Below are 26196 nucleotides of genomic sequence, written 5' to 3'. Positions count from 1 at the left end.
AGCGCGGCGTCAGCTCGCGAGCGGAGCGGCGTCGTCGCGGCGGGCGAGGGCGATGTCGGCGTCGAGTGGCCCGGCGAACGGATGCACCGGCGCGGCCGCCTGCGCGAACGCGTGACGGCTCGCCCATTCGGCATAGCCGCGCACGACGAAACCGCCGTTGCTCGCGCGATACGCATCGCGCCAGCGCCGATAGATCGTGCCGAGCGCGAACCACGGCGCGCCTGGCAGGTCGTGATGCACGGCGTGATAGTTGTTGTTGAGGAACAGCAGACGCCACGGCCACGCGGCCTCGTTGATGACCGTGCGTTCGCGTTCATGCTCCGCCGCGCGATGTTCCTGGAACGAGCGCACCGAGGCCAGCGCGAGCGAGCAGTAGCCGATGCCGAACACGAACGCGCGCCACGGAATGCCGCAACGCGAATCGAGCCAGTAAGCGAGCAGCACGAGCGCGACGAGATGCGCCACCCAGCTCGCGACGATGCGCCAGCGCGCCTCGACGAGCGCCTGCGCCGCTTCGCGCCACGAAGCCGCGATCGAAAACCACGGTCCGATGAAGAGCCGCCCCGCGAAGGTATTGCGCGCGGCGAGCGCCAGACGCAGCACGGGGCCGGCGTTCGCCCACTGTTCCGGGCTCACGTAATAGCTTTCGGGATCGCGTCCGGGCTCGGTCAGATGCGCGTCGTCGTGATGGCGCAAATGGGAGTCGCGATACACCTCGTACGGAAACCACACCGCGAGCGGCGCCAGCCCGAAGAGCATGTTGACGAGCGGCCAGCGCGTCGGATGGCCGTGCATCAGCTCGTGCTGAAGCGACATGTACCAGCACGACAGCACCGCGAGCAGCGCGAGCGCCGGCGCCAGGCCGAGCGTGCGCGCGTTCAGCGCGACGCCGAACCAGCCGCCGTATATCGCGACGATGACCGCCCACGTCGGCCATTCGCAGCGCCAGAGCCAGCTTTGGCGTTGGTTCTGGAGTTCCTGGCGCTGGACGTCGTCGAGATAGCGGGGCATGGCGGACTTCAAGGTCGAAAAAGGCGAAACCCCATCGTAGCGGCGCGTCTCGCGCGTCCCAAACAACGATTCCGCCTAAGGTTTTCGCACGCGGCGGAATAAGCGCATGCGCTCCGCGGTGATTTTTGGCCACGTCGCCGCGCACGGTATGCTTGCTCCCTTTAATACCGTCGCGCGCGCCCATGACCGATCCGCTCGAGCCCGCTCTCGCGTCCCAGTCGATTCAGGCGCATGGTTCGCCGCCGCGCAAGTCCGCGCGCCTCATCGCGGCGCTGATCGCGTGCAACCTGCTCGCCTGGGTATGGGCGCTGATCGCGTTCCGGCACTATCCGCTCCTGCTCGGCACATCGCTGCTCGCGTATTCGCTCGGCCTGCGCCACGCGGTCGACGCGGATCACATCGCCGCCATCGACAACGTCACGCGCAAGCTGATGCATGAAGGCAAGCGCCCGCTGTTCGTCGGCCTGTTCTTCTCGCTCGGACATTCGACGATCGTCGTCGCCGCCAGCGCGCTGATCGCCGCGACCGCGATGGCCGTGCAGGGCAGCTTCGCCGAATTCCGCGAGATCGGCGGGATCATCGGCACGTCGGTGTCGTCGCTGTTTCTGTTCGTCATCGCGGCGATGAACCTGTTCGTGCTGCGCGGCGTGTGGCGCGCGTTCCGGCGCGTGCGGCGCGGCGAAGCCTGCCGCGACGAAGACCTCGACATGGTCGCCGTCGGCGGCGGTCCGCTCGCGCGTCTCGCGCGGCCGCTCTTCGGGCTGATCGGGAAGAGCTGGCACATGTACCCGCTCGGTTTCCTGTTCGGCCTCGGCTTCGACACCGCCACCGAGATCGGCCTGATGGGCATCGCGGCGGCGGAAGCGGCGCGCGGCATGCCGGTATGGTCGATCCTTGTGTTTCCGGCGCTGTTCACGGCGGGCATGTCGCTCATCGATACCGCCGACAGCCTGCTCATGACCCGCGCCTATGGCTGGGCGTTCATGAAACCGGCGCGCAAGCTCTACTACAACCTCGCGGTCACGCTGGTGTCGGTGCTGATCGCGGTGCTGGTGGGCGGCATCGAGGCGCTCGGGCTGATCGCGGACCGGGTGCAGCTCAAAGGCGGCTTGTGGGACATCGCCGGGGCGCTGTCGGAACACTTCGGCATGCTCGGATATGGGATCGTCGGCGTGTTCGCGGTGTGCTGGCTGGTCTCCGTGCTCATCTACAAGTGGCGCGGATACGATGCGCTCGCCAGATAAGCCGCTGGGCATTCTTCCTGCTTCGTGGGTGCGCCAGCCGCCCATCCATTTTCCGCATCGGGCGGCGTTCAGGGAGAACCATCATGAACGAGCCGCAAGCCGGAGCGGACTCTCCGCATCTCGATAGCGCCGAGCAGGAGCAGGCCGCCGAACACTCCGCGCCGCATCCGCTCGTGATTCATGAAATCGTGCGCGAGGAAGGCGAGGTCGCGATGGAGCGCACCTTTTTCGCGCTGATGTCGTCCGCGCTCGCCGCCGGCCTGTCGATGGGTTTTTCGTTTCTGGTCCAGTCGATTCTCGAAAGCGCGCTTCCCGCTGCGCCGTGGCGCGGACTGATCGCGAGCTTCGGCTACACCATCGGCTTCGTGTTCGTGATTCTGGGCCGCCAGCAGCTTTTCACCGAAAGCACGCTCACCGCCGTGCTGCCCGTGCTCACGCGGCGCGATCTCGCGACGCTCGTCAAGGCGCTGCGGCTCTGGGCGATCGTGCTGTTTTTCAATCTCGTCGGCACGGCGATCTTCGCGGCGATCCTGCAAATTCGCGGCGTGTTCTCGCCCGAGGTGACGCACGCGCTCGCCCGCGTCGCGATGACGCCGCTGTCCGCCGACTTCGGCGTGACCATGGTGCGCGGCGTGTTCTCCGGCTGGCTGATCGCGCTGATGGTGTGGCTGCTGCCGAGCGCCCGCTCGGGACGGCTGTTGACGATTCTGCTCGTCACGTACACGGTCGCCGTGAGCAAGCTCACGCACGTGATCGCCGGCTCGGTCGAAGCCGCCTACGCGGTGATGACCGGCGCGGCGAGCGTCTCCGACTACTTCCTCGTGTTCTTCGTGCCGACGCTGATCGGCAACGTGATAGGCGGCGTGTCGCTGGTCGCGATCGTCAATCATGCGGCGATCGCGCCGGAAATCACGAGCACCCCGCGAGAGCGCGGCAACTGACGCGCGGCGCGGCCTTACTTGTTGCTCCCCGCGCCCGTGCCGTAGAGGCCGTTATCGAAGCCGCCGCTGCCGTTCGGCTGGTGATTCTTGCCGGCGGTGGCGGCGCGCCCCCGGGCCGCATCCTTCGACTGCGGTTTTTGCGATTCATGCATCGTGGTGCCGGACGGCTCGGCGCGTGAACTCGAATCCGACTGGCGATTATCCTGACCTTCGGCTCCGCCACCGTTCGTGATCTGCGCGACGCCAAAGGTGCTGAACACGGCGATAACGCTGGCGAGCATCGCACCCGCGACCAGCGACCCGGTTCGACGCCGGCCGCGCGCGTGCTCGTGACGAGGTGTGGACATGGCGACTCCCGGCATGATCGAAAGACTAGCTTTCGAGCAGGAACGGTGCCCGGCGGAACGGGCTTGCGCGTTTCGCCGCGCGCGATGAATCGTCGTGAGGCCACTGAACGTTGCGCGCCCGGTTCGTCACGAGGGGCCGGCGTGCACGAGGAATCGCGCGCTGGGCGCGAGTGGCGAAAGCGGTGGTCAGGCCGCTTTCGCCCAAAGCCTGTTGGTCGTCCTCCTGCGGCTGCCGGAGCCGTCGCGCGGGCCGTTGTCGACGGCATTGAGCGCAATGCGCAACGCCTCGACGCGCTGCTTCTGCGCGGGCACCAGCGCGTAGCCCTTCACGACGGCCGCAAGCCGCTCGCGCCAGTATTCGACATTGAGTGTCCCGGAGGAGGACTGATTGTGCATCGTGCGAAGCTGCGCGACCGCGCGCTCGATATGCTGAAGCTCGACATCAGCCAATGCCGAGGGCAAAAGGCTGCCCTTGGTCTCGCTTTTTTTCTTGTTCATCTGTGGTCTTCCTCTCGGCCGTGCGGCGCGTGATCCAGACCTCGGATTCGCACGCCGTCCAGGCACCCCGTTCACCCGCGCTATTTTTGAACCGTCGCGGGCGGCCCTTGCTCTTTTCTTCGGATGACCGATCGTGTCCCGTCTCAGCGGGTTCGATCGTTAACAAAAATGTACGCAAGGCGAGGCGGATGGCTCCGTCTGTCATCGCACATTGGGGTCGGAGGAATGTGGGGCTGCCGATATAGAGGCGACTAGGCTTCGCCTTCCGGCGCTTTTGCGCGCCGCGCACCGCTGCGGCCGATCTGCTCTTCCATGGCGAGATCGAGCTTGCTGACCTTGCGCGGCTTGGCCGGCTCGCGCGCGTTGACGAGGGCGACGAACTCGTCCATCGGCAGCGGCTCGGAGAGCTTCTTCGAGCCTTCCGTGAAGCGCTCGACGAGATAGAAGAGGCCGCCGGGCATGCCGACCGCCGCGTAGTTCGCATTGCCGCTGCGCGTTTTGAGCCGTTCGACGGCGCTGATGGCTTTGGTCGAGCGCATGTCTTTTCAGCTTATTTCTGTGGTTCGTCGTGCGCGGTCGCGTCCGCGGGCGCGCACTTCTTGCCCGCGCCCTCGATCCACAGGTTCGACGGGTGCCGCTTGCCCGGATAAAAGCGATACGTGGTTTCGCCGTTGTCGTAACGGACCTTGATCACGTTCGAGTCGCCGAATTCCAGCATCACGCCTTGCGGGATGTTCGTCTGCTGATACTGTGCGTCGTGTTTCTTCGCTTCGTCGGTGATGCATTGCACGATGCCGTTCACCTTGTTCGCGGTCGACGACTTCTCGACTTCGGGCTGACCGGCGTCCTCGTTGTGAAACTGGGCGCAGGCGGCGAAGAGCAGGGGCAGCGCGAGGGCCGCGGCGAGTTTTCTCATGGTCTGTTCCGTCTGGATCACTCTCGGTCGAACTCGACATTAGAGCACAAGTCCAGATTCGCGCAGCAAGGTCCGGGCCCAGGCGCGCCTGTCGCTCACGCGTCGGGCGGCACGCCCAGCAGCGGCAGCGTGCCGCCGACAATGCCCGAGAACACCGGTCCGGCGACCGTGCCACCGTAGTAAGTGCCGCCCGTCGGCTCGTCGATCATCACGGCGACGATCACGCGCGGATCGCTCATCGGCGCGATGCCGACGAACGACGCGCGGTACTTGTTCGCCGCGTAGGAGCGCCCGATCTGCTTGCGGGCGGTGCCGGTCTTGCCGCCGACGCGATAGCCCTCGACCGTCGCCGCGCGACCGGTGCCGTGGTCGCCGGTCGCCATTTCGAGCATGTTGCGCACGGCGCTCGCCGTCGTGGGCTTGGTGACCTGGAGCGGCTCGCGGCGCGTCTCGCCCTGGATCAGCGTGGCTGCGTGAAGGCGGCCGTCGCCGGCATAGGCGGTGTAGACCTGCGCGATCTGCAGCAGCGAAAGGGACAAACCGTAGCCGTAAGCCATGGTCGCCTGCTCGATCGGCTTCCAGCGCTCGGGCGCGCGCAGACGTCCGGTCGCCGCGCCCGGAAAGGTCAGCTCGGGCGCGCGGCCAATGCCGTATTCGCGATATTTGTCCCAGATGGTCTGCGCGGGAAGCTGCAGCGCCAGCTTCGTGAGCGCGATGTTGCTCGACATCTGCACCGCCTGCGACACGGTGATGACGCCGTGATTCGACGTATCGTGGATCACGTTCGGACCGATTTTGAGCGTCCCCGGCCCGGTATCGATGCGTGTGTCCGGCCGCACTTTCCCGAGATCGATCGAAAGGGCGGCGACCAGCGGCTTGATGGTCGAACCGGGTTCGAAGGTGTCGGTGAGGGCGCGGTTGCGCAACTGCTCGCCGGTCAGCCGTGTGCGGTCGTTGGGATCGAAGCTCGGATAGTTGGCGAGCGCGAGCACTTCGCCGTTCTTCGCATCGAGCACGACCACGCTGCCCGCGCGCGCCTTGTGCTTCGCGATCGCGGCCTTCAGCTGCGAATGCGCGAGCTGCTGGATGCGCCGGTCGATCGTCAGTTGAATTGTCTCGCCGTTTTGCGGCATCGCCGGCTCGCCGATCTGCGACACCACGCGCCCGAGCCGGTCGCGGATCACTTCGCGCTGGCCGGCTTCGCCCGTCAGGCGCATGTCGGCGGCGAGTTCGACGCCTTCCTGACCGTGATCCTCGTTGTTGGTGAAGCCGACCACGTGCGCCGCCGATTCGCCCTCCGGGTAGAAGCGCTTCGTGTCCGGCACGAGCGTGATGCCCGCACGCCCGATGGTCGCGATGCGCTCGGCGGTTTCCGCTTCCACCTGACGTTTGAGCAGCACGAAAGCGCGATTTCCGTCGATACGGCGCTGAAAATCTTTCGGCGGCATAACGAGCAGGCGCGCGATCTCGTTGCCATGATCGCCGTCGAAGAGCTTCGGCGTCGCCCAGACCTCGTAGGTGGCGAGACTCACCGCGAGCATCGCGCCGTTGCGATCGACGATGCGTCCGCGCGTCGCCGAGAGCGCCAGCGTGCGCTGATAGCGCTTCTGACCTTCGACCACGTAGAACTTGTGGTCGATCACCTGCACCCACAGCGCGCGTCCGGCGAGCGCCATGAAGGCCGCCGTCACGCCGATGACGACGAGGCGCGAGCGCCACGCCGGCAACGAGTGGGCGAGCATCGTGCTTCGATGATGCGTGTGGAAATCGCTGCCGCCGCGCGTCTTCTTCTTGAACATCGTGGTCGTGTGATTAAGCTAGGTTGTGCCGGGTTTCCGTGCTCAGGGAAGGCGCGCGAGGGCGGCATCGAGAGCGAGGGCTTCCGGCAGACGAATGCCGATTTCGGTTTCGAGCACGCGGCGCAGTTCGTCCACGCTGCTCAGGTCGCGCGATTCGCTCGCCGCGCCTTCGTCGTGCGTGTGATGCACGTGCAGTCGCCGGTTGAGGAGGCCGAAGCGCTTGCCCGGCGCGAGTCGCGCGGCCAGCAGGTTGTTCACGAAGATCGACTCCGGATGAGTGGACACGAAATGGTTCGCCATTTCGTAGTCGGCGTCATACTGCGGGTCGAGGTCGAAGCGATACACCGGCGTGAAGCTGCCGTTCACGAGCGCCTGCAGCACGTAACTGCGCGGCTCGCCGCCGGCGTCGTCGAGACGGAAGGCGCCGTGCGGCGTGATCTGTTCGAGGCCGGTTTCGAGCGCGAGCGGCGCGGAGAGCGTCATGCCGCCGAAGCCGACATCCGCGAGCCAGGTGCCTTCGTCGAGATCGACGAGCAGCAGCATGTGCGAGCGCCCCGGCATCTCGGCGGCTTCGCGGCCCCACAACACGCGGCCCGCGAAACTGCGCACGCGAAAGCCGAGCGTCTGCAGTACGCTGCGCAGGAGCCGGTTATGTTCGAAGCAATAGCCGCCGCGCCGTGCGGTCACGAGCTTGTGCTGGATCGACGCAAGATCGAGCTTCACCGGACGGCCCAGCAGCACGTCGAGATTCTCGAAGGGGATGGCCTGGGGATGCAGCAGATGCAGCGCACGCAGCGTGTCGAGCGTGGGTTCGGGACGCGCGGGTCCCGCGAAGCCGATGCGTGCGAAGTATGCGTTCAGATCGATGAAAGTGTCGTGTGCGTTCATGAGCGAGGTCCGGCCCGGGTGTTCGACGTCGTAAAGTCCGTCAGAGCTGGCGGAATGCTGTCACGGGTGCGGACATTTTACGACACGAAAGGTTAAAAATTACAAAAAGCATACGTTCTGCGCGCGCAAGACGTTGGCGCGGCGTCGAAATGAACTGTGCCGCACCGCCGGGGGTCTTTCCAGATTCAGCGCAACAGACAAGGGGCGACACGCCATGCCGAAAGAATCGAAAGAAGCGAATCAGTCGAACGCAGCGACCCCGGCCAGCGAGACCTGCGCCGGCAAGCACCCCGCGCCGCCATGCACGCTCGTGATCTTCGGGGCCGGCGGCGATCTCACCAAACGGCTCCTGATGCCGTCGCTGTACAACCTGTCGGCCGACAAGCTGCTCGACGACAGCATGGAAATCATCGGCGTGAATCACGGTGAGCGCGAGACCTCCGACTGGCGCAACGAGCTTACCGAGTCGCTGCGCAAGTTCGCCGCCGACAAGGCCGCGACCTTTCACACCTCGCAACTGAACGAGGACGCGTGGAACTGGGTCTTGCAGCGCCTCGAATACTTTCCGGGCGAATTCGAGGAAGACGAGACCTTCGCGCGGCTGAAGGCGCGGCTCGAAAAGGCGAAGTCGGGCAATGTGGTGTTCTATCTCGCGGTGGGCGCGCGCTTCTTCCAGCCGATCATCGAGCATCTCGGCGCGGCGGGGCTGCTCGAAGAAAAGGACGGCAACTTCAAACGCCTCGTGATCGAAAAGCCGTTCGGCACCGATCTGGCGTCGGCGAAAGCGCTCAACGGCTGCATTCTCAAGTATGCGGACGAGTCCCAGGCTTATCGGATCGACCATTTTCTCGGCAAGGACACGGTGCAGAGCATTCTCGCCGTGCGCTTCGCCAACGCGATGTTCGAACCGGTCTGGCGGCGCGAGTACATCGTCAACGTGCAGATCACGGCGGCGGAGACCATCGGCGTGGAAGGGCGCGGCAGGTTCTACGAGCAGACCGGCGCGTTCCGCGACATGCTGCCGAATCACCTGTTCCAACTGCTGGGCATGGTCGCGATGGAGCCGCCCAATTCCTTCGACGCCGAATCCGTGCGCGACCGCAAGGCCGAAGTCTTCGACGCGATCCGGCCGCTCACGGCCCAGGACGTGGTGCTCGGCCAGTACGAAGCCGGGCCGGCGGGACCGGGTTACCGGGACGAGCCGGGCGTCGACAAGAACAGCCGCACCGAAACCTATGCGGCGGCGCGCGTCTATGTGGAGAACTGGCGCTGGGCGGGCGTGCCTTTCTATCTGCGCACCGGCAAGCGACTGACGGAGCGGCGCACGGAAATTTCCGTGCAACTGAAGGCCGTGCCGTTCCTGATGTTCCGCGACACGCCGGTCGACGCTCTCACGCCGAACGTGTTCACGCTACGCATCGATCCGACACACGGCACGGGCTTCGACTTCAACGTGAAGGTGCCCGGCCCGCTCATGCAGATCGGCAAAGTGCGTTCGAAGTTCGACTACGCCGATTTCTTCAAGGAGCGCGCGAATGTCGGCTACGAGACGCTGCTCTACGACTGCATGCTCGGCGACGCAACGCTGTTCCAGCGCGCGGACAGCATCGAGACGGCGTGGGCCGCGGTGGATCGCGTGCTGCATCCGGACAGCCCGCTCGACGTGCACGGCTATGCCGCGGGCAGCGCGGGACCTGCGGCGGCGGACGAGCTGCTGGCGCAGGACGGCCACGCGTGGCGCTCGCTGAGCGACCCGCAAAAGAAGGACTGAACCCATCCCGCATCATCCGGCATAAGGACACATAGCGTGAGCACGGAATCCAGAACCAAGCAGAAGACCCACGTGAGCGCGGACAAGCTCGCGATCACGGCCGAGCGCATTCTCGCGATCGATATCGGCGGAACGGGGTTGAAGGCGGCCGTCATTTCCGAAGACGGCCAGATGAAGAGCGAGCGCGTGCGCGTGGCGACGCCGCATCCGGCCAAGCCGGACGTCGTGATCGCAACGCTCGTCGAACTGATCAAGCCGATTGTCGCGGAGCCGCCGACGCATATCTCGATCGGCTTTCCGGGCGTGGTGCGCGACAACGTGGTGCTGACCGCGCCGAATCTCGGCACGCCGGCGTGGCGCGGCGTGCCGCTCGCGCAACTGATCGCGGAGCATCTGGGCGGCGTGCCCGCGCGCATGATCAACGACGCCGAAATGCAGGGGCTCGCGGCGATCGAAGGGCGCGGCATCGAAATGGTGCTCACGCTCGGCACCGGCGCGGGCACCGCGCTCTTTCGCGATGGCGAGCTGATGCCGCATCTGGAGCTCGCGCATCATCCGGTCGCGAAGGACAAGACCTACGACGAGTACATCGGCAACGCGGCGCGCGAGAAGGCAGGCAAGAAACGCTGGAGCCGGCGCGTGGAGAAGATCATCGGCATTCTCGCGACGCTCGTGAACTACGACAAGCTTTGGATCGGCGGCGGCAACGCGGCGCACATCAAGTTCAAGCTGCCGGAGAACGTGACGATCGTGGATAACGCGGCGGGTATCGAAGGCGGCGCGCGGCTGTGGCATCCGCGTTCGGTGCGCGAGACGCGGCAGTTGCCGCACTTCAATCAGCGGGAAGGAGCGCACTGATGGCTGACGACGGCAAATACGGCCTGCACAGCGCCACCGGCGACGGCGCCGCTGCCTTCGATGCGCTCGCGCGCGTGGAACTCGTCGTCACCGATTGTGACGGCACGCTGCTCTACACCGACAAGGCGCTGGGCCAGCCAGCGATCGACGCGGTGCGCCGTCTGCAACAGGCCGGCGTGCGCTTCACCGTGGCGAGCAGCCGGCCGGGCAAGGGCATGCGGCATATCGTCGAGGCGCTCGGCATCGACATGCCTTACGCGTCGTACAACGGCGGCAGTCTGGTGCGGCCGAAGACGTGGGAAGTGCTGTCGTCGCACAAGTTGCCGCGCGAGGTCGTGCAGACTTCGCTCGAAGCGCTCGCGGCGGCGAAGGTGGATGTGTGGGTGTTCATCGACGATAACTGGTATCTGACCAATCCCGACGCGACCTACGTGCCGCTCGAAACGCGCACCGTGGGCTACGAAGGCGTGCGCGTCACGCGCTTCGACGACATCGATCTCGACGCGGTCGACAAGATCGTCGGTTCGACGGCGGATACGGAATTGCTCGCCCGCGTGGAAAGCGGCTTGCAGAGGGAACTGGAAGGGCGCGGCCATGCGGCGCGCTCGCAGACGTATTACCTCGACGTGACGAGCATCGAGGCCAACAAGGGCACCGCCGTGCGCGAGCTGGCGCGCATCGCGAACGTGCCGCTCGGGCGCGTGGCCGTGCTCGGCGACATGGGCAACGACATGGCGATGTTCGAGATCGCGGGTGTATCGATCGCGATGGGGCAGGCGTCGGAAACCGTGCAGCGTCACGCGAGCCTGGTCTCGAAGAACAACGACGAGGACGGTTTCGCGATCGGCATCGAGGCGCTGCTGGCGGCGCGTGGCGCGGCCTGAGCGCTTCCGGAGGGAACGGGACATCGACGCGTGGCGCAGCCGGGCATTGGCGTGCGGCAGCGTCGAAGTTCAGTGGTCCGCTAGTGGGTTGAAAAGCGTGGGCTGCGGTCCGGGCTCACGCCAACAACTTCAAATGCGTTCGAAACGGTGCTGCATCAACGGCGGCGCATCGGCGCACGCGGTGCTCCGCCGCTCGCGCGCTCGTCCTTGTGACGGAAGTTGATGCGTCCCTTGGTCAGGTCGTACACCGACAGTTCCAGCGTCACGCGGTCGCCGGCGAGAATCCGGATATGATTCTTGCGCATGCGGCCCGAGGCGTACGCGCCCACGACGACGCCGTTGTCCAGCGTCACGCGATAGCGGCTGTCGGGAAGCACTTCGTCAACGATGCCGTCGAGTTCGATGAGTTCTTCTTTCGCCATGTAGGGCTCCTGTAATGAGTTGTAATGGGTGCTGCTGCGCGCGTGCATCGCGCCTTCCCGGGCAAGGGGCCAGGCCAATGCAGGCCGCGCGGCGCTGCGCGAAGGCATCGTCGCTGAAAAGTTAAGAAGCGATGCAAAGCGCGGCCTGGCACGTTCCGGCACGATGAAACGTGCATGGAGCGCGCCGCGTCTCTCTTTCAGGCTCGTCGTGAGCTTGACGGCATAGGCCGGACGACCTGCGCACCGCGGAGGCGGCGCACCGTGGCCGGCATGACCGGGACGGCGACATCGGCGAACGGCGAAGCCGACGTGCGGGTTGAAACGGAAAACAGCGACGAAAAAGCGACGATGCTGCGGTAATTCTGCGGCTGCAAGCGCGCTTGCCTGCGCTTACGTCATGTGCGGTCTGAAGGCCGATTTTGCAAGCCCAGCCGTTATTCTCGCGCAAATCGATTGATTAGACAACGAATTTCGCCGGAAGGTTCCAGAAAGGGACATTTCTGCTACAGATCCGCTACAGCCATCCGGCCTTCTTGAAACGGTAATAAAGCAGCACATCGACCAGCAGCATCACGGCCAGACAGGTCGGATAGCCGTAGACCCAGTCCAGCTCCGGTATCGACTTGAAGTTCATGCCGTAGATGCCGGCGATCATCGTCGGCACGGCGAACAGCGCGGCGAACGAGCCCAGACGCTTGGTCACTTCGCTTTCCGCGAGCGCGATCAGGCCGAGGTTCACCTGAATCGCCGTGACGATCATTTCGCGCCGTCCCTCGATGGTCTTCACGATGCGCAGCAGATGGTCGTACACGTCGCGGAAATACTCCTGCATGCCCGAGCACACGCCCGGCGAGCGTCCGCCATACAGTTTGCTGACGGCTTCGAGCAAGGGCGCGGTGTGATGCTGAAGAATGGTCATGCGGCGCTTGAGCGAGTACAGATCCTCGATGATCTCGCGCGATTCCACTGAACCCTTCTGCTCGAAGATGCGTTCCTCCACTTCGTCCACTTCCGCGCCGAGCGTCTCCAGCACGGGGAAGTAGCGATCGACGACCGCATCGAGCAGCGCGTACATGACGAACGCCGGCCCGTGCTTGAGCAGATGCGGCTCGCGTTCGCAGCGCTTGCGCACTTCCTGAAAGCCTTGCGTCGTGCGATTGCGTACCGAGAGCACATAGTTCTTGCCGACGAACACGTTCATCTCGCCGACCAGCACTTCGCCTTCGTCGTCGAACTCGACGGTGTGGAAGACCGCGAACAGCGAATCGCCGTACTCCTCGATCTTCGGCCGCTGATGACCGTGCTGCGCATCCTCGACCGCCAGTTCGTGCAGCCCGAACTGTTGCGTCATGTGCGCGAGCTCGCCGGGACCGGGCTCCTTCAGCGCAACCCAAATGAAAGAGTCGGGCAGATCGCGATATGCGTTGATATCGTCGATTTGCACGTCCGCGAGCTTTCGGCCGTTTTGATAAGCCGCGCAATTGACCAGCATGGGGCGCCCTTTTTATATGTCCGGATGACACCGGCCACGCGTCGATGGGCGCTCGAAGTCGCGTGATTCGCGAGGGCGCGCGCGTAGCCGCAACCCACGAATCTTAGCCGCACACGCGCGACGTTGCCAACGAACGTTCGGGCAACGTCATGAGCTTTCGCGCTTCAGCTCGTGGCGAGATCCGCGCCGTGTTCGATGCGCGCGGCCGGCGCGGGCAGCGCGGCCTGGGTCGATTGCGTGTCGAGTTTGGTCAGCTTGCCTTCGACCGTCGCGCCGATATCCATGCGCAACTGCTGATAGTAAATGTTGCCCAGGACGCGTGCATTGGACTGAAGTTCGACGAAATGCGCGACCGTCACGTCACCGGTAATGCAGCCATTGATGATCACGTCATAGGCGCTGACGTTGCCTCGAATCGCACCCTGATCGCTCACGACGAGCAGCGTTTCCTCGCCGGGGCGGCCGGCCACATTGCCGGTGACCTGGCCGTCCATGCGCAGACCTTCGCTGAATTCGAGATCGCCCGAAATATGGACGTTATGCGCGACGAGCGTCGCGAGCTTGGCCATCTTGATCTGGCCGGGGTCTTTCTTCGATCGGAACATGTTGGAACTTTTGATGCGGTGAAGAGTTGCTTGAGGAGTCGAGTGAAGCGCGCGGCTCAATCGGATTTGTGCTGCTGCCTGAGGAAAGCGAGATCGGTCTGAAGGCGCGCGTTTTCGGCCGCTGCCTGCGACACGCGCTGCTCGAGCGAAGTGCGCGTCGCCGCTTCCTGTTCGAGCGCGAGCCGCGCGTGCGCAAGCTCATCGCGCAGCTTTTGCTCGGAGACGGGCGGGGCACACAGCGCGTCGAGCTTGCGCACGTCTTCGTGCGAGCGTTTGAGCGCGAAGCCCGCCGCACCGAGCGCCAGCGCCGCGCACACCGCGGCGCCGACGCCGATCCAGATGCCCGCGCCGCGCCTCGGCGTGAGCGCGTAGGACTGCCGCGTGAGTTGCAGCGAGCGCCGCTTCGAATCAACCTTGCGCATGTCGTTTGCGTCCGAAAAGCATGAGATAGGACGAAGGATTGATCTGCGCGCCGTCGACGATCACTTCGAAGTGCAGATGCGGCCCCGTGGAGCGGCCTGTAGAGCCGATTTCCGCGATTTCCTGTCCGGGCATCACGTAGTCGCCGGTGTGCACGAGAATGCGCGACGCATGGCCGTAGCGCGTGACGAGACCGTCGCTGTGACGAATATCGACGGAATTGCCGTAGCCGTTGCGCTCGCCCGCCTGCACGACGCGGCCGCCGCCGCTCGCGAAGATCGGCGTTCCGGTCGGCGCGACGAGATCGGCGCCGGGATGAAAGCTCAGGCGGCCTGTGAACGGATCGAGGCGATTGCCGTAGGGCGAGCCGTTGCGCGCGGCGGGCGCGGGATCGCGGCCGGGAAACGCCATATACGACGCATAGTGCGCGAGCGTGCGGCCTTGCAGTTCCGACACGGTGTCGTTCAGGCAGCGGATGACCTGCTGCGTGCCTTTGAGACGCTGTCGCGGCGAGCCGTCGGCCATGCGCTCGATATCGCACAGGCGCGGCGGCATTTCAGGTCCGCCCGCGCCGTCCAGCGCCGCGGCAGGCTCCTGACCGTCGGGCAGCGGCGGCACGTCGTGCACACCCGACGCGGCGCGCGTGCCGCGCGCGGCCTTCAGATGTTCGTCGAAATCGCGCAGCTCGCCGACTTGCGCCGACAGTCCCGCCACGCGCGGCGCGAGCTCGATCAGCGCGGCGTGGATACGGCCCAGCTCCTCGATCTCATACGAGCGGCGCGACAGCAGCGCCTGTTCCTCGCCGAGATGGCTGCGGGCGAACACCGTGCCGATCGCGACGCCTAGCGCGAGCGCGGCGATAAGCAGCGTGATGCCGCCGATGATCGCCACCGTGCGCGCCGTGCGTGCCTCGACGTAGCGGATTCGCTGGCGGGACATGGTCCGCCGTGACCAGATGACGAACGCCATCAGCGCGCGGCGCGGCGTGGCAGGCCGGCGGGAAAAAGACTAAAGAAAATCACGGAGTTGGAGTGCGCCGCGCGTTTGCGCGGCCATGCAATGAAACTGGTCGGCGATTATGCCGCAGGCCTCATTCATGAATGACGTTTCGACAGTACATCGAAGCAAAATTACACGAAAACTTTCGCGTCAAATTGTGTGGCGAGAGTCGTCGCCCAGTTTGCCCCGATATTTGTGTCATAAAAGATCAGGAAGACTTGACGTCGACCCAGCTCATCTGAGTGCCGTCGCCCATCAGGAAGGCGCGGTTCGCCTCGGCGGCGGCGCGCAGGTAATCCCATACGGCCGTGATGCGCTTCAGCTTGCGCAAGTCCTCGCGGCAGGACAGAAAGAAAGCGCGCGTCACCACGATCTCATCGGGCAGCACCGGCACGAAACGCGGATCGGGCGAGGTCATGAAGCACGGCAGGATCGCCAGCGCCCGGCCCTGGAGCGCGGCGAAGTATTGCGCGATCGCGCTCGTGCTGCGCCAGCGCGACACCGCGCCCGGCACCGCGCGTTCCAGATACAGCAGCTCGTAGCTGAAGGCGAGATCGTCGATATAGCTCGCGAAACGGTGCTGGCGCAGGTCGTCGGTCGTGCGGATCGGCGGATGTGCTTCCAGATACTCGGCGGTCGCGTATAGCTTGAGGCGGTATTCGCATAGCTTCGTGTAGACGTACTGCCCCTGCTCGGGACGTTCGAGCGTCACGGCGATATCGGCTTCGCGCTTGGACAGGCTCACGAAATGCGGTACCGGCAGCAAGTCGATGGAAATGTTCGGATGCGCGTCCTGAAAGCGCGCGAGTTGCGGCGCGAGAAAGAAGCAGCCAAAACCTTCCGTCGAGCCGACGCGCACGTGCCCCGACAGCGCGTGGCCCGTATTGGCGATCTGTTCGGTGGCGGACTGCACGGTGGTCTCGATCGAGTCGACGTAACCGAGCAGGCGCTGACCCTCGGCGGTGAGAATGAATCCGCCGCTGCGCGACTTGTCGAACAGAAGGGTGCCGAGCGCGTCCTCCAGCGCGCGTACGCGCCGCGCGACGGTCGTGTAATCGACGCCCAGGCGCTTGGCCGCGCCGCTCGCGCGCTGTGTGCGGGCGACTTCGAGGAAGAAGCGCAGATCGTCCCAGTTGAGCCGGGCGAGGTCGAGCTTGCCGGGGTTTTGCATGGCGTGTTTTTGCATATCGATCGGGTATTTTTATAGTGCCATGATGGACTTTTGCATAACTATACTCAAGAGAACGAGCCTGCCAAAGCGCCGGCCGATTTCCTATAAGACGGAGACAGCATGCCTTTTCCTCTCGGCGCCGCTCAGGCGCTTCCGTCGCGCCTCCGTCTTTCCTCCCTCCCGCAAGTCCACAATTCATCCACAAGGAGTGACTCGTGAATATCGCTGCTGAACATCCGGCGCAGAGTGCGTCCGTCCGCACGGCCAAACTGCTCATCGACGGTCAGTTCGTCGACTCGAAGACGGCGGAGTGGCGCGACATCGTCAATCCGGCGACGCAGGAAGTGGTCGGCCGCGTGCCGTTCGCGACGATGGACGAAGTGAACGCCGCCGTCGCCGCAGCCCAGAAGGCCTTTCAGACCTGGCGCACGACGCCGCTCGGCGCGCGCATGCGCCTGATGCTCAAGTTCCAGGACCTCGTGCGTCAGAACCAGAAGCGCATCGCGCAGACGCTCACGGCGGAGCAAGGCAAGACGCTCGCGGATGCAGAAGGCGACATCTTCCGCGGTCTCGAAGTGGTCGAGCACGCGTGCTCGATCAGCACGCTGCAGCAGGGCGAATTCTCCGAGAACGTCGCGGGCGGCGTCGATACGTACACGCTGCGTCAGCCGATCGGCGTATGCGCGGGCATCACGCCGTTCAATTTCCCCGCGATGATCCCGCTGTGGATGTTCCCGATGGCGATCGTCTGCGGCAACACTTTCGTGCTGAAACCGTCCGAGCAGGACCCGCTTTCGACGATGGAACTGGTCGAGCTCGCAATCGAAGCGGGCGTACCGGCGGGCGTGCTGAACGTCGTGCACGGCGGCAAGAAAGTGGTCGACGCGATCTGCACGCATCCGGACATCAAGGCGATCTCGTTCGTCGGCTCGACGGCCGTCGGCACGCACGTCTACAACCTCGCGAGCCAGCACGGCAAGCGCGTGCAATCGATGATGGGCGCGAAAAATCACGCCGTCGTATTGCCCGACGCCAACAAGGAGCAGACGCTCAACGCGCTCGCCGGCGCGGGTTTTGGCGCGGCGGGGCAGCGCTGCATGGCGACCTCGGTGGCGGTGTTCGTGGGCGCGTCGAAGGACTGGGTGCCTGAACTGGTCGAGAAGGCGAAGACGCTCAAGGTCAACGGCGGCACGGAGCCGAATACGGACGTGGGGCCGGTCGTGTCGAAGGTGGCGAAGGAGCGCATCCTCGGGCTGATCGGCCAAGGCGTGGAAGAGGGCGCGACGCTCGCGCTGGATGGGCGCGGCATCGACGTGAAGGGCTACGAGAGCGGCAACTTCATCGGCCCGACGATCTTCACGAACGTCGATACCGACATGTCGATCTACAAGACCGAAATCTTCGGCCCGGTGCTGTGCTGCGTGGAAGCCGAGACGCTCGACGACGCCATCGCGCTCGTCAACCGCAATCCGATGGGCAACGGCGTCGGGCTCTTCACGCAAAGCGGCGCGGCGGCGCGCAAGTTCCAGAGCGAGATCGACATCGGCCAGGTGGGCATCAACATTCCGATTCCGGTGCCGGTGCCCGCGTTCAGCTTCACCGGCTCGCGCGGCTCGAAGCTCGGCGATCTCGGGCCGTATGGCAAGCAGGTCGTGCAGTTCTACACGCAGACGAAAACGGTCACCGCGCGCTGGTTCGACGACGCCACCGTGAACGACGGCGTCAACACGACCATTGCGTTGAAATAAGAACGGGGAGACGGCGATGAAGATCGGTTTTATCGGCCTGGGCCACATGGGTGGCCCGATGGCCGCCAATCTGCTGAAGGCGGGTCACGCGCTCAACGCGTTCGATCTCGTGCCCGCCGCGCTCGATGCCGCGAAGGCGGCGGGCGCGACGCTCGCCGCGTCGCCGCGCGCGGCGGCCGAAGGCGCGGAAGTCGTCATCACGATGCTGCCTGCGGCGCAGCACGTAAAGGCGGTCTATCTGAACGACGACGGCGTGCTCGCGGGCGTCGCGTCCGGCGTGCCGCTCGTGGACAGCAGCACGATCGATCCGGCGACCGCGAAGCTGGTTGGCGAGGCGGCCGCGAAGCACGGCAATCCGTTCGCGGATGCGCCGGTGTCGGGCGGCGTCGTCGGCGCGCAGGCGGGCACGCTGACCTTCATGGTCGGCGCGGACGAGGCGTTGTTCGAAACGCTGCGTCCGGTGCTCTCCGGCATGGGCAAGAACATGGTGCGCTGCGGCGAAACCGGCACGGGTCAGATCGCGAAGATCTGCAATAACCTGCTGTTGGGGATTTCCATGATTGGCGTCGCCGAAGCGATGAAGCTCGGCGAAACGCTCGGCATCGATCCGACGAAGCTGGCGAGCATCATCAATACGTCGACGGGGCGCTGCTGGAGTTCGGATACGTGTAATCCCTATCCGGGCATCGTGGAAACGGCGCCGGCATCGCGCGGTTACTCGGGCGGCTTCGGCGCGGATCTGATGCTCAAGGATCTGGGTCTCGCCGTCGATGCGGCGCGCGGTGCGAAGCAGCCGGTTTTCATGGGCGCGCTGGCACAACAAATGTATCAGTCGATGAGTCAGCAGGGCCACGGCGGGCTCGATTTTTCAGGCATTATCAAGCTGTACGCGAAGAACTGAAGCCTGTAAAAGAAATCAAATAAGGTATTAATTCGGCATGCGCATGACAGGCACGTGCGTGCCGAATTAAGGGCTCGGTTATAACTGCTTTATTAAGCTGCACTGCACAATGCATCGCGTAATCCCTTAGTGGTTAAGGGCATCGGGAATACGATGATTCGCTTTCCAAAAAATTGTCCTATTCTAAAAGCACGACGCCCGTCTGCCGTTCAATTCGAACGCTCCGGTTGCGCCACGGTGCTGGTAGAACGCCCGTCGTCTTCGGGCAATCAGATGAGGAGTACGCGATGCAAGTAACACGACACTTAAATATGGAATTGCGGCACGCCACGGTGCCGACTTATGTAGCCAGCTATTTCTTCCCGTTGCTGCTATTGGCATACGAAGCTTGGCGAGTAGGGTCCTGGGTCGCGGTAAACGGCTTCAACTTCATGAACTTCCACTCGATGGGTTATGAGTTCGCGTTGATGATTGCCGTGTTTTGCATGCAGATCATCGTGGAAATCGCGTTCCTCGCGGGCGCCGTGCTGACGAAGCACAAGGACGTCGGCCATCGGCTGGCTAACCTGTCGCTCGGTATCTTCTGCTCTTTAGTGGTGCTGGGTTTCGACCTCGCGCTGCAATATGGTCTGAGCGGGAGCTAAAACATAGCGGCTCTTTCTGGCTCGACTCAAAGACGAACGCCGGTTGCTACTGCAACCGGCGTTTTTGTTTTTTCAGCAGCCCGCCGCGGCCGGCAGCGCGGGCGGCGTTTCCGAACGCTCTTCGTAGCACTTGCGGTCCGCGTCCTTCAGTGCGCTGCGCAAGCCTTCTTCCACCACCGGATGATAAAACGGCAGCTTGAGCGCTTCATCCAGCGTCAGTTCGAGTTGCAGTGCCCACGCGAGCAAATGCCCGATGTGTTCCATCGCGGGACCGCAGCCTTGCGCGCCGCGCAGCTTGCTGGTTTTTGCGTCGGCATAGACGTGCAGCAGGCCGCGATTCTGCCGCATCACGCGGCTGCGCCCCTGGTTCTCGAACGATGCTTCGCCGGTCACGGTCATCTGGCGGTCGAGCTTGTCGTAGGACGCGCCGACGATCGCCACCTGCGGCTCGCTGAACACGATCGAGAACGCCACCTTGCGCTTCATCGACTGCACGTTGGGAAAGCGCGCGGCATTGTCGCCGGCGAGCTTGCCTTCGTCGGCGGCGTCGTGCAGCCAGGGCCGGGTGCCGTCGCAATCGCCCGCGATGAAAATGCCGCTTTTGCCGCACTGCATCGTGGTTTCGTCGAAGAGCGGCACGCCCTTTTCGTTTAGTTCGATGCCTGCGTTTTCCAGCGCGAGCGGCGCGAGATTCGGGGCGCGACCGGTGGCGGCGAGCACGAGATCGAAGCGCTCGACCTGCGCTTCGCCATCGGCTGATTTGAAGCGCAGCGTAGGCGCGCCGTCTTCCAGCGACATGGCGTCGAACTTCGCATCGGGATCGAAATGGAACTCGTCGGCAAGGGCGGCGGCGAGCGTATCGCGCACGGGCGTATCGGTCAGCGCCGCCACGCTGCCGCCCTTGCCGAACATGAAGATTTCGACGTCGAGCCGCGCCAGCGCCTGTCCGAGCTCCAGCGCGATCGGCCCCGCGCCGAACACCGCGATGCGCTTCGGCAACGTGCGCAGCTCGAAGAGATCGTCGCTCGTGATGAGCTTGTCGCCGAACACCTTCAGCTCGTCGGGCACGCGTGGCCCCGCGCCGGTCGCGATCACGACGCGCTTCGACTCGACCCGCGTATCGTCGCCTACCAGCAGCCGCGTCGGCGCTTCGAAGCGCGCCTCGCCGCGCAGCAGCAAACCGGCCGGCAGTGCATCGATTTCCTCGATCACGCCCTTGACGAAGTAATCGCGTTCGCGCCGCACGTAGTCGAGCACCTGTGCGTAATTGGCCTCGAGCGCATGCGTGCCCTCGATGCCGCGCGCCGCGAGCGATCGCGCGTCATGCAGACCGTTCGCCGCCGCGAGCAGCAGCTTGGACGGCATGCAGCCGACGCGCGCGCAGGTTGTTCCCAGCTCGCCGCTTTCGATCAGAACCGCGCTCGCGCCCGCGAGCCGCGCCGCGCGAAGCGCGGCCAGGCCCGCCGTGCCCGCGCCGATCACGGCGACATCCACTCCGATTTCCCTCATCTTTGTTCCTGTTATTTGATGATCGCGGCGCGCTCAGCCGTTGTCCGCGAATGCCGGATAGAGCGCCATGCCGCCATCGACGAACAGCGTGGTGCCGACGACGTAATCGCTCTCGTCCGAGGCGAGCCAGACCGCCGCGCGGCCAATATCCTCGACCTCGCCGATGCGCCCGTAAGGCACCAGCGTCAGCAGCTTGTCGAGCTTGTCCTGCGAGTCCCACGCGTCCCGGTTGATCGGCGTGCGGATCGCGCCCGGCGCGATGCCGTTCACGCGAATGCGCAGCGGCGCCACTTCCTGCGCGATGGTTTTCATCATCATCTGGATGCCGCCCTTGGACGCCGCGTAGTTCACGTGTCCGGCCCACGGAATCAGCTCGTGCACGGAACTCATGCAGATGATCTTGCCGAGCGCCTTTGACACTTCGCGCATGCCGCGCCGCTCGAACTCGCGCACCGCACGCTGCGCCGTGAGAAATTGCCCGGTGAGATTGGTGTCGATGACCGTCTTCCAGTCGGCGAGCGTGAGCGCGGTGAATTTCGCGTCCTTTTGCAACCCGGAATTCGCGACGACGATATCGACGGTGCCGTAGCGCTTCACGACGGCATCGAACATCGCGTCGGTCTGCGCTTCATCGGACACATCCGCGCCCACTGCGAACGCCTCTCCGCCTTTCGCGGTGATCGCCGCGGCGAGCTTTTCCGCGGGTTCCGCGTGCGAGTGATAGTTGATGGCGACGTGCGCGCCCGCATCGGCGAGCGCTTGCGCCACGCCCGTGCCGATGCCCGAACTCGCGCCCGTCACGAGCGCGATCTGGCCTGCGAGGGGTTTGTGCATGTGCGTTTCCGTTTAGATCGTCTTTTGCCGGAGCAAGGCGCGCGCCCGCAAAAAGCGACAAATCGGCGACGCTCAGTGCGCTCCCAGCCCCTGATAAACCTCCGAATACGCGAGCGCAGCGGCTTCCCAGCCGAAGTTGCGGCCCATCGCGCGCTTGACCACGGCCTTCCACTCGGAGCGCCGCGCCTTCAGCGCGAACGCGCGCCGGATCGCGCCGACGATCCCGGCGCGGTCGAAGGTATCGAAGACGAAACCGGTGGCGAGGTCGTCGGCGAGATTTTCGAGCGACGAATCGACAACCGTATCCGCGAGCCCGCCCACGCGATGCACCAGCGGCGGCGCGCCGTACGCCAGCGCGTACAACTGCGTGAGGCCGCACGGCTCGAAGCGCGAGGGCACCATGACGACGTCGCTTCCCGCGATGATCGAATGCGACAGCGTCTCGTCGAAGCCCAGTTCGACCGCGACCGCGCCCGGATGCGCCGCCGCCGCGTTCTTCATGCCGGTTTCGAGCGCCGGGTCGCCGGTGCCGAGCACGACGAGCTGGCCGCCGCGCTGCACGATATCGGGCACGGCCGAGAGCAACAGGTCGAGGCCTTTCTGCTCGGTCAGACGGCTGACGACGCCGAAGAGCAGGGCGTCGTCGTCGCGCGCGAGGCCCATGCGCTCCTGCAGCGCGGTCTTGCATTTCGACTTGCCCGACATTTTCGACACCGTGTACTTCGACGCGATGGCGTCGTCGACCGTCGGGCTCCAGATCGAATAGTCGACGCCGTTCAGAATGCCGGTGATGTCGTGCGTGCGCGTCTGCAAGAGGCCGTGCAACCCAGCCCCGTGCGCCTGGGTCTGGATTTCCCGCGCGTAGGTCGGACTGACGGTCGTGATGCGGTCGGCGTAGTACAGGCCCGCCTTCAGGAAGGAAACGTGGCCGTAGAACTCCACGCCTTCCACCGCGTAGAAATCGCCCGGCAGTTGCAGCACGCCGAATTCCGACGCGGGGAACGTGCCCTGATACGCGAGGTTGTGCACGGTCATCACGCTCGCGACCTTCGCCGCGCCACTGCGCTGGAACGCTCGCAGATACGCCGGCGCGAGGCCCGCGTGCCAGTCGTGCGCGTGCACGATGTGCGGCTTCCACGCCGGATCGGCGCCCGTCGCGATGCGCGCCGCGGCCCAGCCGAGCAGCGCGAAGCGGCGGTCGTTATCCGCATACGAGCGATGGGCGCCGTCGAGATAGGGATTGCCCGGCCGATCGTAAAACGGATCGCAGCGCACCACGTACACGACCACGCCGTGCGGCGCCAGCACGCCGCGCTCGAGCCGCACGCTGCCCACGCCGAATGCGTGGCCGAGATCGGCGACGGGCTGCAGATCGTCGAGGCCCGCCGTCACCGCCGGAAAGCCCGGCAGCACGACGCGCGCGTTCGTGCCGAGTTGCGATTGCGCGGGCGGCAATGCGCCCACCACGTCGGCGAGGCCGCCGGTTTTCAACAGCGGAAACATTTCTGCAGCGGCATGCAGCACGCATACGGTCATCGGCGCTCCCGTCGATTGGTGTTGTTGTGAGCAGCGCGAGCGCTTCTAGCGCTGTCCGATCCGAGCGAGCGCATCGCGCGTGATCAGCGTCACGCCGGACTCCGTGCGGAAGAAGCGCGCGGCGTCGTCGTCCGGATCTTCGCCCACCACGAGTCCTTCGGGCACCGTGCAGCCCCGGTCGATCACGACCTTCTGCAGCCGGCAGCTCGGTCCGATCGTCACCTGCGGCAACAAGACTGCCTCATTGATGTTACAGAACGAGTGCACCCGCACCGCCGATGAAAACACCGACTTCGACACCTGCGATCCCGAAATGACGCAGCCGCCGCAGACCAGCAGATTCGTGATCGCGCCTTGCTGGCCGTTCAGATCGCGCACGAACTTGCCGGGCGGCAACTGCTCCTGATTCGTCCAGATCGGCCACTTGCGATCGTACAAATCGAGCTCGGGAATGGTCGAGGCGAGATCGAGATTGGCGGACCAGTAGGCGTCGACCGTGCCGACATCGCGCCAGTACGCGGGCGCTTCCGGGTCGCTCGACGAGGTGACGCACGACATGCCGAACGGATGCGCGATCGCCTTGCCGGTCGTCACGACGCGCGGAATGATGTCCTTGCCGAAGTCGTGGTCCGTGTTCGACGTCTCGATGTTTTCCTGCAGCATCTCGTAGAGATATTTCGCGCTGAACACGTAGATGCCCATGCTCGCGAGCGCGACGTCCGGCTTGCCCGGCATGGCGGGCGGATCGGCGGGCTTCTCCAGAAAATCGGTGACGCGGCGGTTTTCATCGACATGCATCACGCCGAACGCGACCGCGTCCATGCGCGGCACCTCGATGCAGCCGACCGTGCAGTCCGCGCCGCTCTCCACGTGATCGAGCACCATGCGGGTGTAATCCATCTTGTAGATGTGATCGCCCGCCAGCACGATGACGAACTCCGGCCCGATCGAACGGACGATGTCCAGGTTCTGATACACGGCGTCGGCGGTGCCGCGATACCAGCTCGAATCGACGCGCTGCTGCGCCGGCCAGATATCGATGAACTCGTTGAACTCGCCGCGCAGGAAACCCCAGCCGCGCTGGAGATGGCGAATGAGCGAATGCGCCTTGTATTGCGTGACGACGGCGATGCGGCGAATGCCGGAGTTGAGACAGTTGGACAGCGCGAAGTCGATGATTCGGTACTTGCCGCCGAAGTGGACGGCGGGCTTCACGCGCTTGTCGGTGAGTGGTCCTAGACGGGTGCCGCGCCCGCCGGCGAGGACGATTGCGAGGGTCGACTTCTGCAAATCGGTGCGATTCTTAGACAACGTCTCCATGTCAGCCTCCTGATTTGACCTGCGACTATTGATGTATTGCCGTGGATTCGTCCTCGTATGCCTTTGCCATCTGTCCGGTGCGCTCGGCCTGCACGGCGCGCGCCGCCGATGGAGCATTATCCGGCGCGCGTTCGAATTCGTGTGCTGAAGTCGCCCGTTTTTTTGCTTGTGTTCGCGCGTGGCGTCCGGAATGCGCGCGCTCACTCGAGCAAGTGGCATGCCGAATGACGCACGAGCGTGCCGCGGGCCCGATGGACACGCGTTGATGTTGCTGGCGCGCGACCTTTTGGAGAAATTTATAACGAGCACGCCATGCCGCAGTGCGTCGAGCCACGGCACAATACGGAGCATGCTCGAATCCGGCATGCTTCCGGGAGTGGCCCGCCAGGGCGTTACGCGCGAGATCGGATTCGCGCTGCGCTGCATCGGCCAAACGTTTCACCGGACCGAACAACCTGGAATCAATCGGGAATCAGAACATGAACAACGTCCTGAGCATTCAATCGCATGTGGTGTTCGGCCATGCGGGCAACAGCGCGGCGGTTTTTCCGATGCGACGTCTCGGCGTCAATGTCTGGCCGCTCAACACCGTGCAGTTCTCCAATCACACGCAATACGGCCGCTGGACCGGCAGCGCGTTCGACGCGGAGGAACTCCAGAACGTGATCGAAGGCATCGGCGCGATCGGCGTGCTGGCGCGCTGCAACGCAGTGCTTTCCGGTTACCTCGGCGCACCGGAGCAGGGCCGCGCGGTCGTCGAGATCGTGAAGATGGTGAAGGCCGTCAATCCGCGCGCGCTGTTTTTCTGCGATCCGGTCATGGGTCAGTCGGGCGGCTGCGCGGTCGCGCCCGGCATCGAGGATTTCCTCGTCACGACGATGCCCGAAATTGCCGACGCGCTCATGCCGAATCACGTAGAACTGGAAAAGCTCGCCGGGCGGACCATCGAAACGGTGGAAGAAGCCGTCGATGCGTGCCGCGAGGTGATCGCTCGCGGACCGCGCATGGTGCTGGTGAAGCATCTGCTCGACCGTAACAGCCGCGCCGATACCTTCAACATGCTCGCCGTCAGCCCGGGCGAAGCGTGGTTTGCGCAGCGGCCGCTCTATCCGTTCGCGCGCCAGCCGGTGGGCGTCGGCGATCTGACGAGCGCGGTGTTCGTCGCGCGCACGCTGCAGGGCGATTCGATGCGCAATGCGCTCGAACATACGCTCGCGGCGGTCAACGCGGTGGTCAGAGCGACTTACGACGCCGGGCGCTACGAGCTGGAGATCGTGGCTTCGCAGGACGAGATTGCCAAGCCGATCGACCGCTTTCCCGCGATCCGCGTGACGGGCTCCGAGACGGTCAAGGGCTTCTAGTGCGTTGCATCATTGAATTGGCACCCCAGGTGTGTTCAGATTCAGGTCATGGGCAAAATGAATCTGACCGATACCGA

General features: G+C 64.7%; 26 protein-coding genes. 9 read left to right on the top strand and 17 right to left on the bottom strand.

Annotated features, from left to right (window positions below):
- Positions 1-9: 9 nt before the first annotated feature.
- Positions 10-1011, bottom strand: coding sequence for a fatty acid desaturase (locus AWB79_RS11890; RefSeq protein ID WP_061167631.1), 1002 nt, complete (start codon positions 1009-1011; stop codon positions 10-12).
- A gap of 182 nt (positions 1012-1193) precedes the next feature.
- Here AWB79_RS11890 and AWB79_RS11885 point away from each other — a divergent pair, with 182 nt between their 5' ends.
- Together AWB79_RS11885 and AWB79_RS11880 are read left to right on the top strand one after the other, a co-directional pair.
- Complete coding sequence (locus AWB79_RS11885) at positions 1194-2255, top strand: HoxN/HupN/NixA family nickel/cobalt transporter (protein WP_061167630.1); 1062 nt, start codon at positions 1194-1196, stop codon at positions 2253-2255.
- 83 nt (positions 2256-2338) lie between these two features.
- Complete coding sequence (locus tag AWB79_RS11880) at positions 2339-3196, top strand: formate/nitrite transporter family protein (RefSeq protein WP_061167629.1); 858 nt, start codon at positions 2339-2341, stop codon at positions 3194-3196.
- A 14-nt stretch (positions 3197-3210) separates the two neighbouring features.
- On the opposite strand, the gene AWB79_RS11875 is transcribed toward AWB79_RS11880, so the two are convergent.
- The 6 genes from AWB79_RS11875 to AWB79_RS11850 form a co-directional block, all read right to left on the bottom strand.
- Positions 3211-3543 carry a hypothetical protein gene (locus AWB79_RS11875; RefSeq protein WP_061167628.1) on the bottom strand — a complete coding sequence of 111 codons (333 nt, stop codon included), beginning with the start codon at positions 3541-3543 and terminating at the stop codon, positions 3211-3213.
- Positions 3544-3729: 186 nt separating this feature from the next.
- Complete coding sequence (locus AWB79_RS11870; protein WP_061167627.1) at positions 3730-4041, bottom strand: hypothetical protein; 312 nt, start codon at positions 4039-4041, stop codon at positions 3730-3732.
- A 251-nt stretch (positions 4042-4292) separates the two neighbouring features.
- Positions 4293-4580 carry a hypothetical protein gene (locus AWB79_RS11865; protein ID WP_061167626.1) on the bottom strand — a complete coding sequence of 96 codons (288 nt, stop codon included), beginning with the start codon at positions 4578-4580 and terminating at the stop codon, positions 4293-4295.
- An 11-nt stretch (positions 4581-4591) separates the two neighbouring features.
- On the bottom strand, positions 4592-4957 hold the full coding sequence (locus tag AWB79_RS11860) for a hypothetical protein (RefSeq protein ID WP_061167625.1): 366 nt from the start codon (positions 4955-4957) through the stop codon (positions 4592-4594).
- 95 nt (positions 4958-5052) lie between these two features.
- Positions 5053-6756, bottom strand: coding sequence for a peptidoglycan D,D-transpeptidase FtsI family protein (locus AWB79_RS11855; RefSeq protein WP_061167624.1), 1704 nt, complete (start codon positions 6754-6756; stop codon positions 5053-5055).
- A 42-nt stretch (positions 6757-6798) separates the two neighbouring features.
- Positions 6799-7644, bottom strand: a complete 846-nt coding sequence (locus AWB79_RS11850) for an arylamine N-acetyltransferase family protein (RefSeq protein WP_061167623.1) — start codon at positions 7642-7644, stop codon at positions 6799-6801.
- 214 nt (positions 7645-7858) lie between these two features.
- Between AWB79_RS11850 and zwf the strand changes: the two genes are divergently transcribed.
- The 3 genes from zwf to AWB79_RS11835 are packed head-to-tail and all read left to right on the top strand — an operon-like array spanning position 7859 to position 11157.
- The gene (gene zwf / locus AWB79_RS11845; protein WP_061167622.1) at positions 7859-9415 is read left to right on the top strand and encodes a glucose-6-phosphate dehydrogenase; all 1557 of its coding nucleotides are present in this window, start codon (positions 7859-7861) and stop codon (positions 9413-9415) included.
- Positions 9416-9451: 36 nt separating this feature from the next.
- Positions 9452-10273, top strand: a complete 822-nt coding sequence (locus tag AWB79_RS11840; protein WP_061167621.1) for an ROK family protein — start codon at positions 9452-9454, stop codon at positions 10271-10273.
- Entirely contained in the window at positions 10273-11157 is an 885-nt protein-coding gene (locus AWB79_RS11835; RefSeq protein WP_061167620.1) for a Cof-type HAD-IIB family hydrolase, read from the top strand. The genes AWB79_RS11840 and AWB79_RS11835 overlap by 1 nt, the downstream gene beginning before the upstream one ends.
- Before the next feature lie 155 nt (positions 11158-11312).
- On the opposite strand, the gene infA is transcribed toward AWB79_RS11835, so the two are convergent.
- From infA to AWB79_RS11800, 6 genes are all read right to left on the bottom strand, one after another.
- Entirely contained in the window at positions 11313-11579 is a 267-nt protein-coding gene (infA, locus tag AWB79_RS11830) for a translation initiation factor IF-1 (RefSeq protein ID WP_061167619.1), read from the bottom strand.
- A 514-nt stretch (positions 11580-12093) separates the two neighbouring features.
- Positions 12094-13071 (bottom strand): magnesium/cobalt transporter CorA, encoded by a 978-nt coding sequence (corA, locus tag AWB79_RS11820; RefSeq protein ID WP_061167617.1) that lies wholly within the window; start codon positions 13069-13071, stop codon positions 12094-12096.
- A gap of 164 nt (positions 13072-13235) precedes the next feature.
- The gene (locus tag AWB79_RS11815; RefSeq protein WP_061167616.1) at positions 13236-13676 is read right to left on the bottom strand and encodes a bactofilin family protein; all 441 of its coding nucleotides are present in this window, start codon (positions 13674-13676) and stop codon (positions 13236-13238) included.
- 56 nt (positions 13677-13732) lie between these two features.
- On the bottom strand, positions 13733-14098 hold the full coding sequence (locus AWB79_RS11810; protein ID WP_061167615.1) for a hypothetical protein: 366 nt from the start codon (positions 14096-14098) through the stop codon (positions 13733-13735).
- The gene (locus AWB79_RS11805; protein ID WP_082862350.1) at positions 14085-15035 is read right to left on the bottom strand and encodes a M23 family metallopeptidase; all 951 of its coding nucleotides are present in this window, start codon (positions 15033-15035) and stop codon (positions 14085-14087) included. Before AWB79_RS11805 ends, AWB79_RS11810 begins: the two co-directional genes overlap by 14 nt.
- Positions 15036-15303: 268 nt before the next feature.
- Complete coding sequence (locus AWB79_RS11800) at positions 15304-16266, bottom strand: LysR family transcriptional regulator (protein WP_061167613.1); 963 nt, start codon at positions 16264-16266, stop codon at positions 15304-15306.
- Between the two features lie 215 nt (positions 16267-16481).
- On the opposite strand from AWB79_RS11800, the gene AWB79_RS11795 reads away from it, so the two are divergent.
- From AWB79_RS11795 to AWB79_RS11785, 3 genes are all read left to right on the top strand, one after another.
- Positions 16482-18014 (top strand): CoA-acylating methylmalonate-semialdehyde dehydrogenase, encoded by a 1533-nt coding sequence (locus AWB79_RS11795; RefSeq protein WP_061167612.1) that lies wholly within the window; start codon positions 16482-16484, stop codon positions 18012-18014.
- Positions 18015-18030: 16 nt separating this feature from the next.
- Positions 18031-18915 (top strand): 3-hydroxyisobutyrate dehydrogenase, encoded by an 885-nt coding sequence (gene mmsB / locus AWB79_RS11790; protein WP_061167611.1) that lies wholly within the window; start codon positions 18031-18033, stop codon positions 18913-18915.
- A 287-nt stretch (positions 18916-19202) separates the two neighbouring features.
- Positions 19203-19559, top strand: coding sequence for a hypothetical protein (locus tag AWB79_RS11785; protein WP_061167820.1), 357 nt, complete (start codon positions 19203-19205; stop codon positions 19557-19559).
- A 72-nt stretch (positions 19560-19631) separates the two neighbouring features.
- Here the strand turns inward: AWB79_RS11785 and AWB79_RS11780 are convergent, their stop codons facing one another.
- From AWB79_RS11780 to glgC, 4 genes are all read right to left on the bottom strand, one after another.
- Positions 19632-21068: a dihydrolipoyl dehydrogenase gene (locus AWB79_RS11780; RefSeq protein ID WP_061167610.1), complete on the bottom strand. Its 1437-nt coding sequence runs from the start codon at positions 21066-21068 to the stop codon at positions 19632-19634.
- Between the two features lie 33 nt (positions 21069-21101).
- Positions 21102-21902, bottom strand: a complete 801-nt coding sequence (locus AWB79_RS11775; protein ID WP_061167609.1) for an SDR family oxidoreductase — start codon at positions 21900-21902, stop codon at positions 21102-21104.
- Positions 21903-21974: 72 nt separating this feature from the next.
- Positions 21975-23438: a glycogen synthase GlgA gene (gene glgA / locus AWB79_RS11770; protein ID WP_061167608.1), complete on the bottom strand. Its 1464-nt coding sequence runs from the start codon at positions 23436-23438 to the stop codon at positions 21975-21977.
- Between the two features lie 45 nt (positions 23439-23483).
- Positions 23484-24758 (bottom strand): glucose-1-phosphate adenylyltransferase, encoded by a 1275-nt coding sequence (gene glgC / locus AWB79_RS11765; RefSeq protein ID WP_061167607.1) that lies wholly within the window; start codon positions 24756-24758, stop codon positions 23484-23486.
- A 479-nt stretch (positions 24759-25237) separates the two neighbouring features.
- Between glgC and pdxY the strand changes: the two genes are divergently transcribed.
- Positions 25238-26119 carry a pyridoxal kinase PdxY gene (gene pdxY, locus AWB79_RS11760; protein WP_061167606.1) on the top strand — a complete coding sequence of 294 codons (882 nt, stop codon included), beginning with the start codon at positions 25238-25240 and terminating at the stop codon, positions 26117-26119.
- Positions 26120-26196: the final 77 nt, after the last annotated feature.

Origin of the sequence: Caballeronia hypogeia, from assembly GCF_001544875.2 — a bacterium.
GTDB lineage: Bacteria > Pseudomonadota > Gammaproteobacteria > Burkholderiales > Burkholderiaceae > Caballeronia > Caballeronia hypogeia.
Note: the sequence above shows the minus strand (reverse complement) of the source record. Positions and strands in the feature narration are given on the sequence as shown.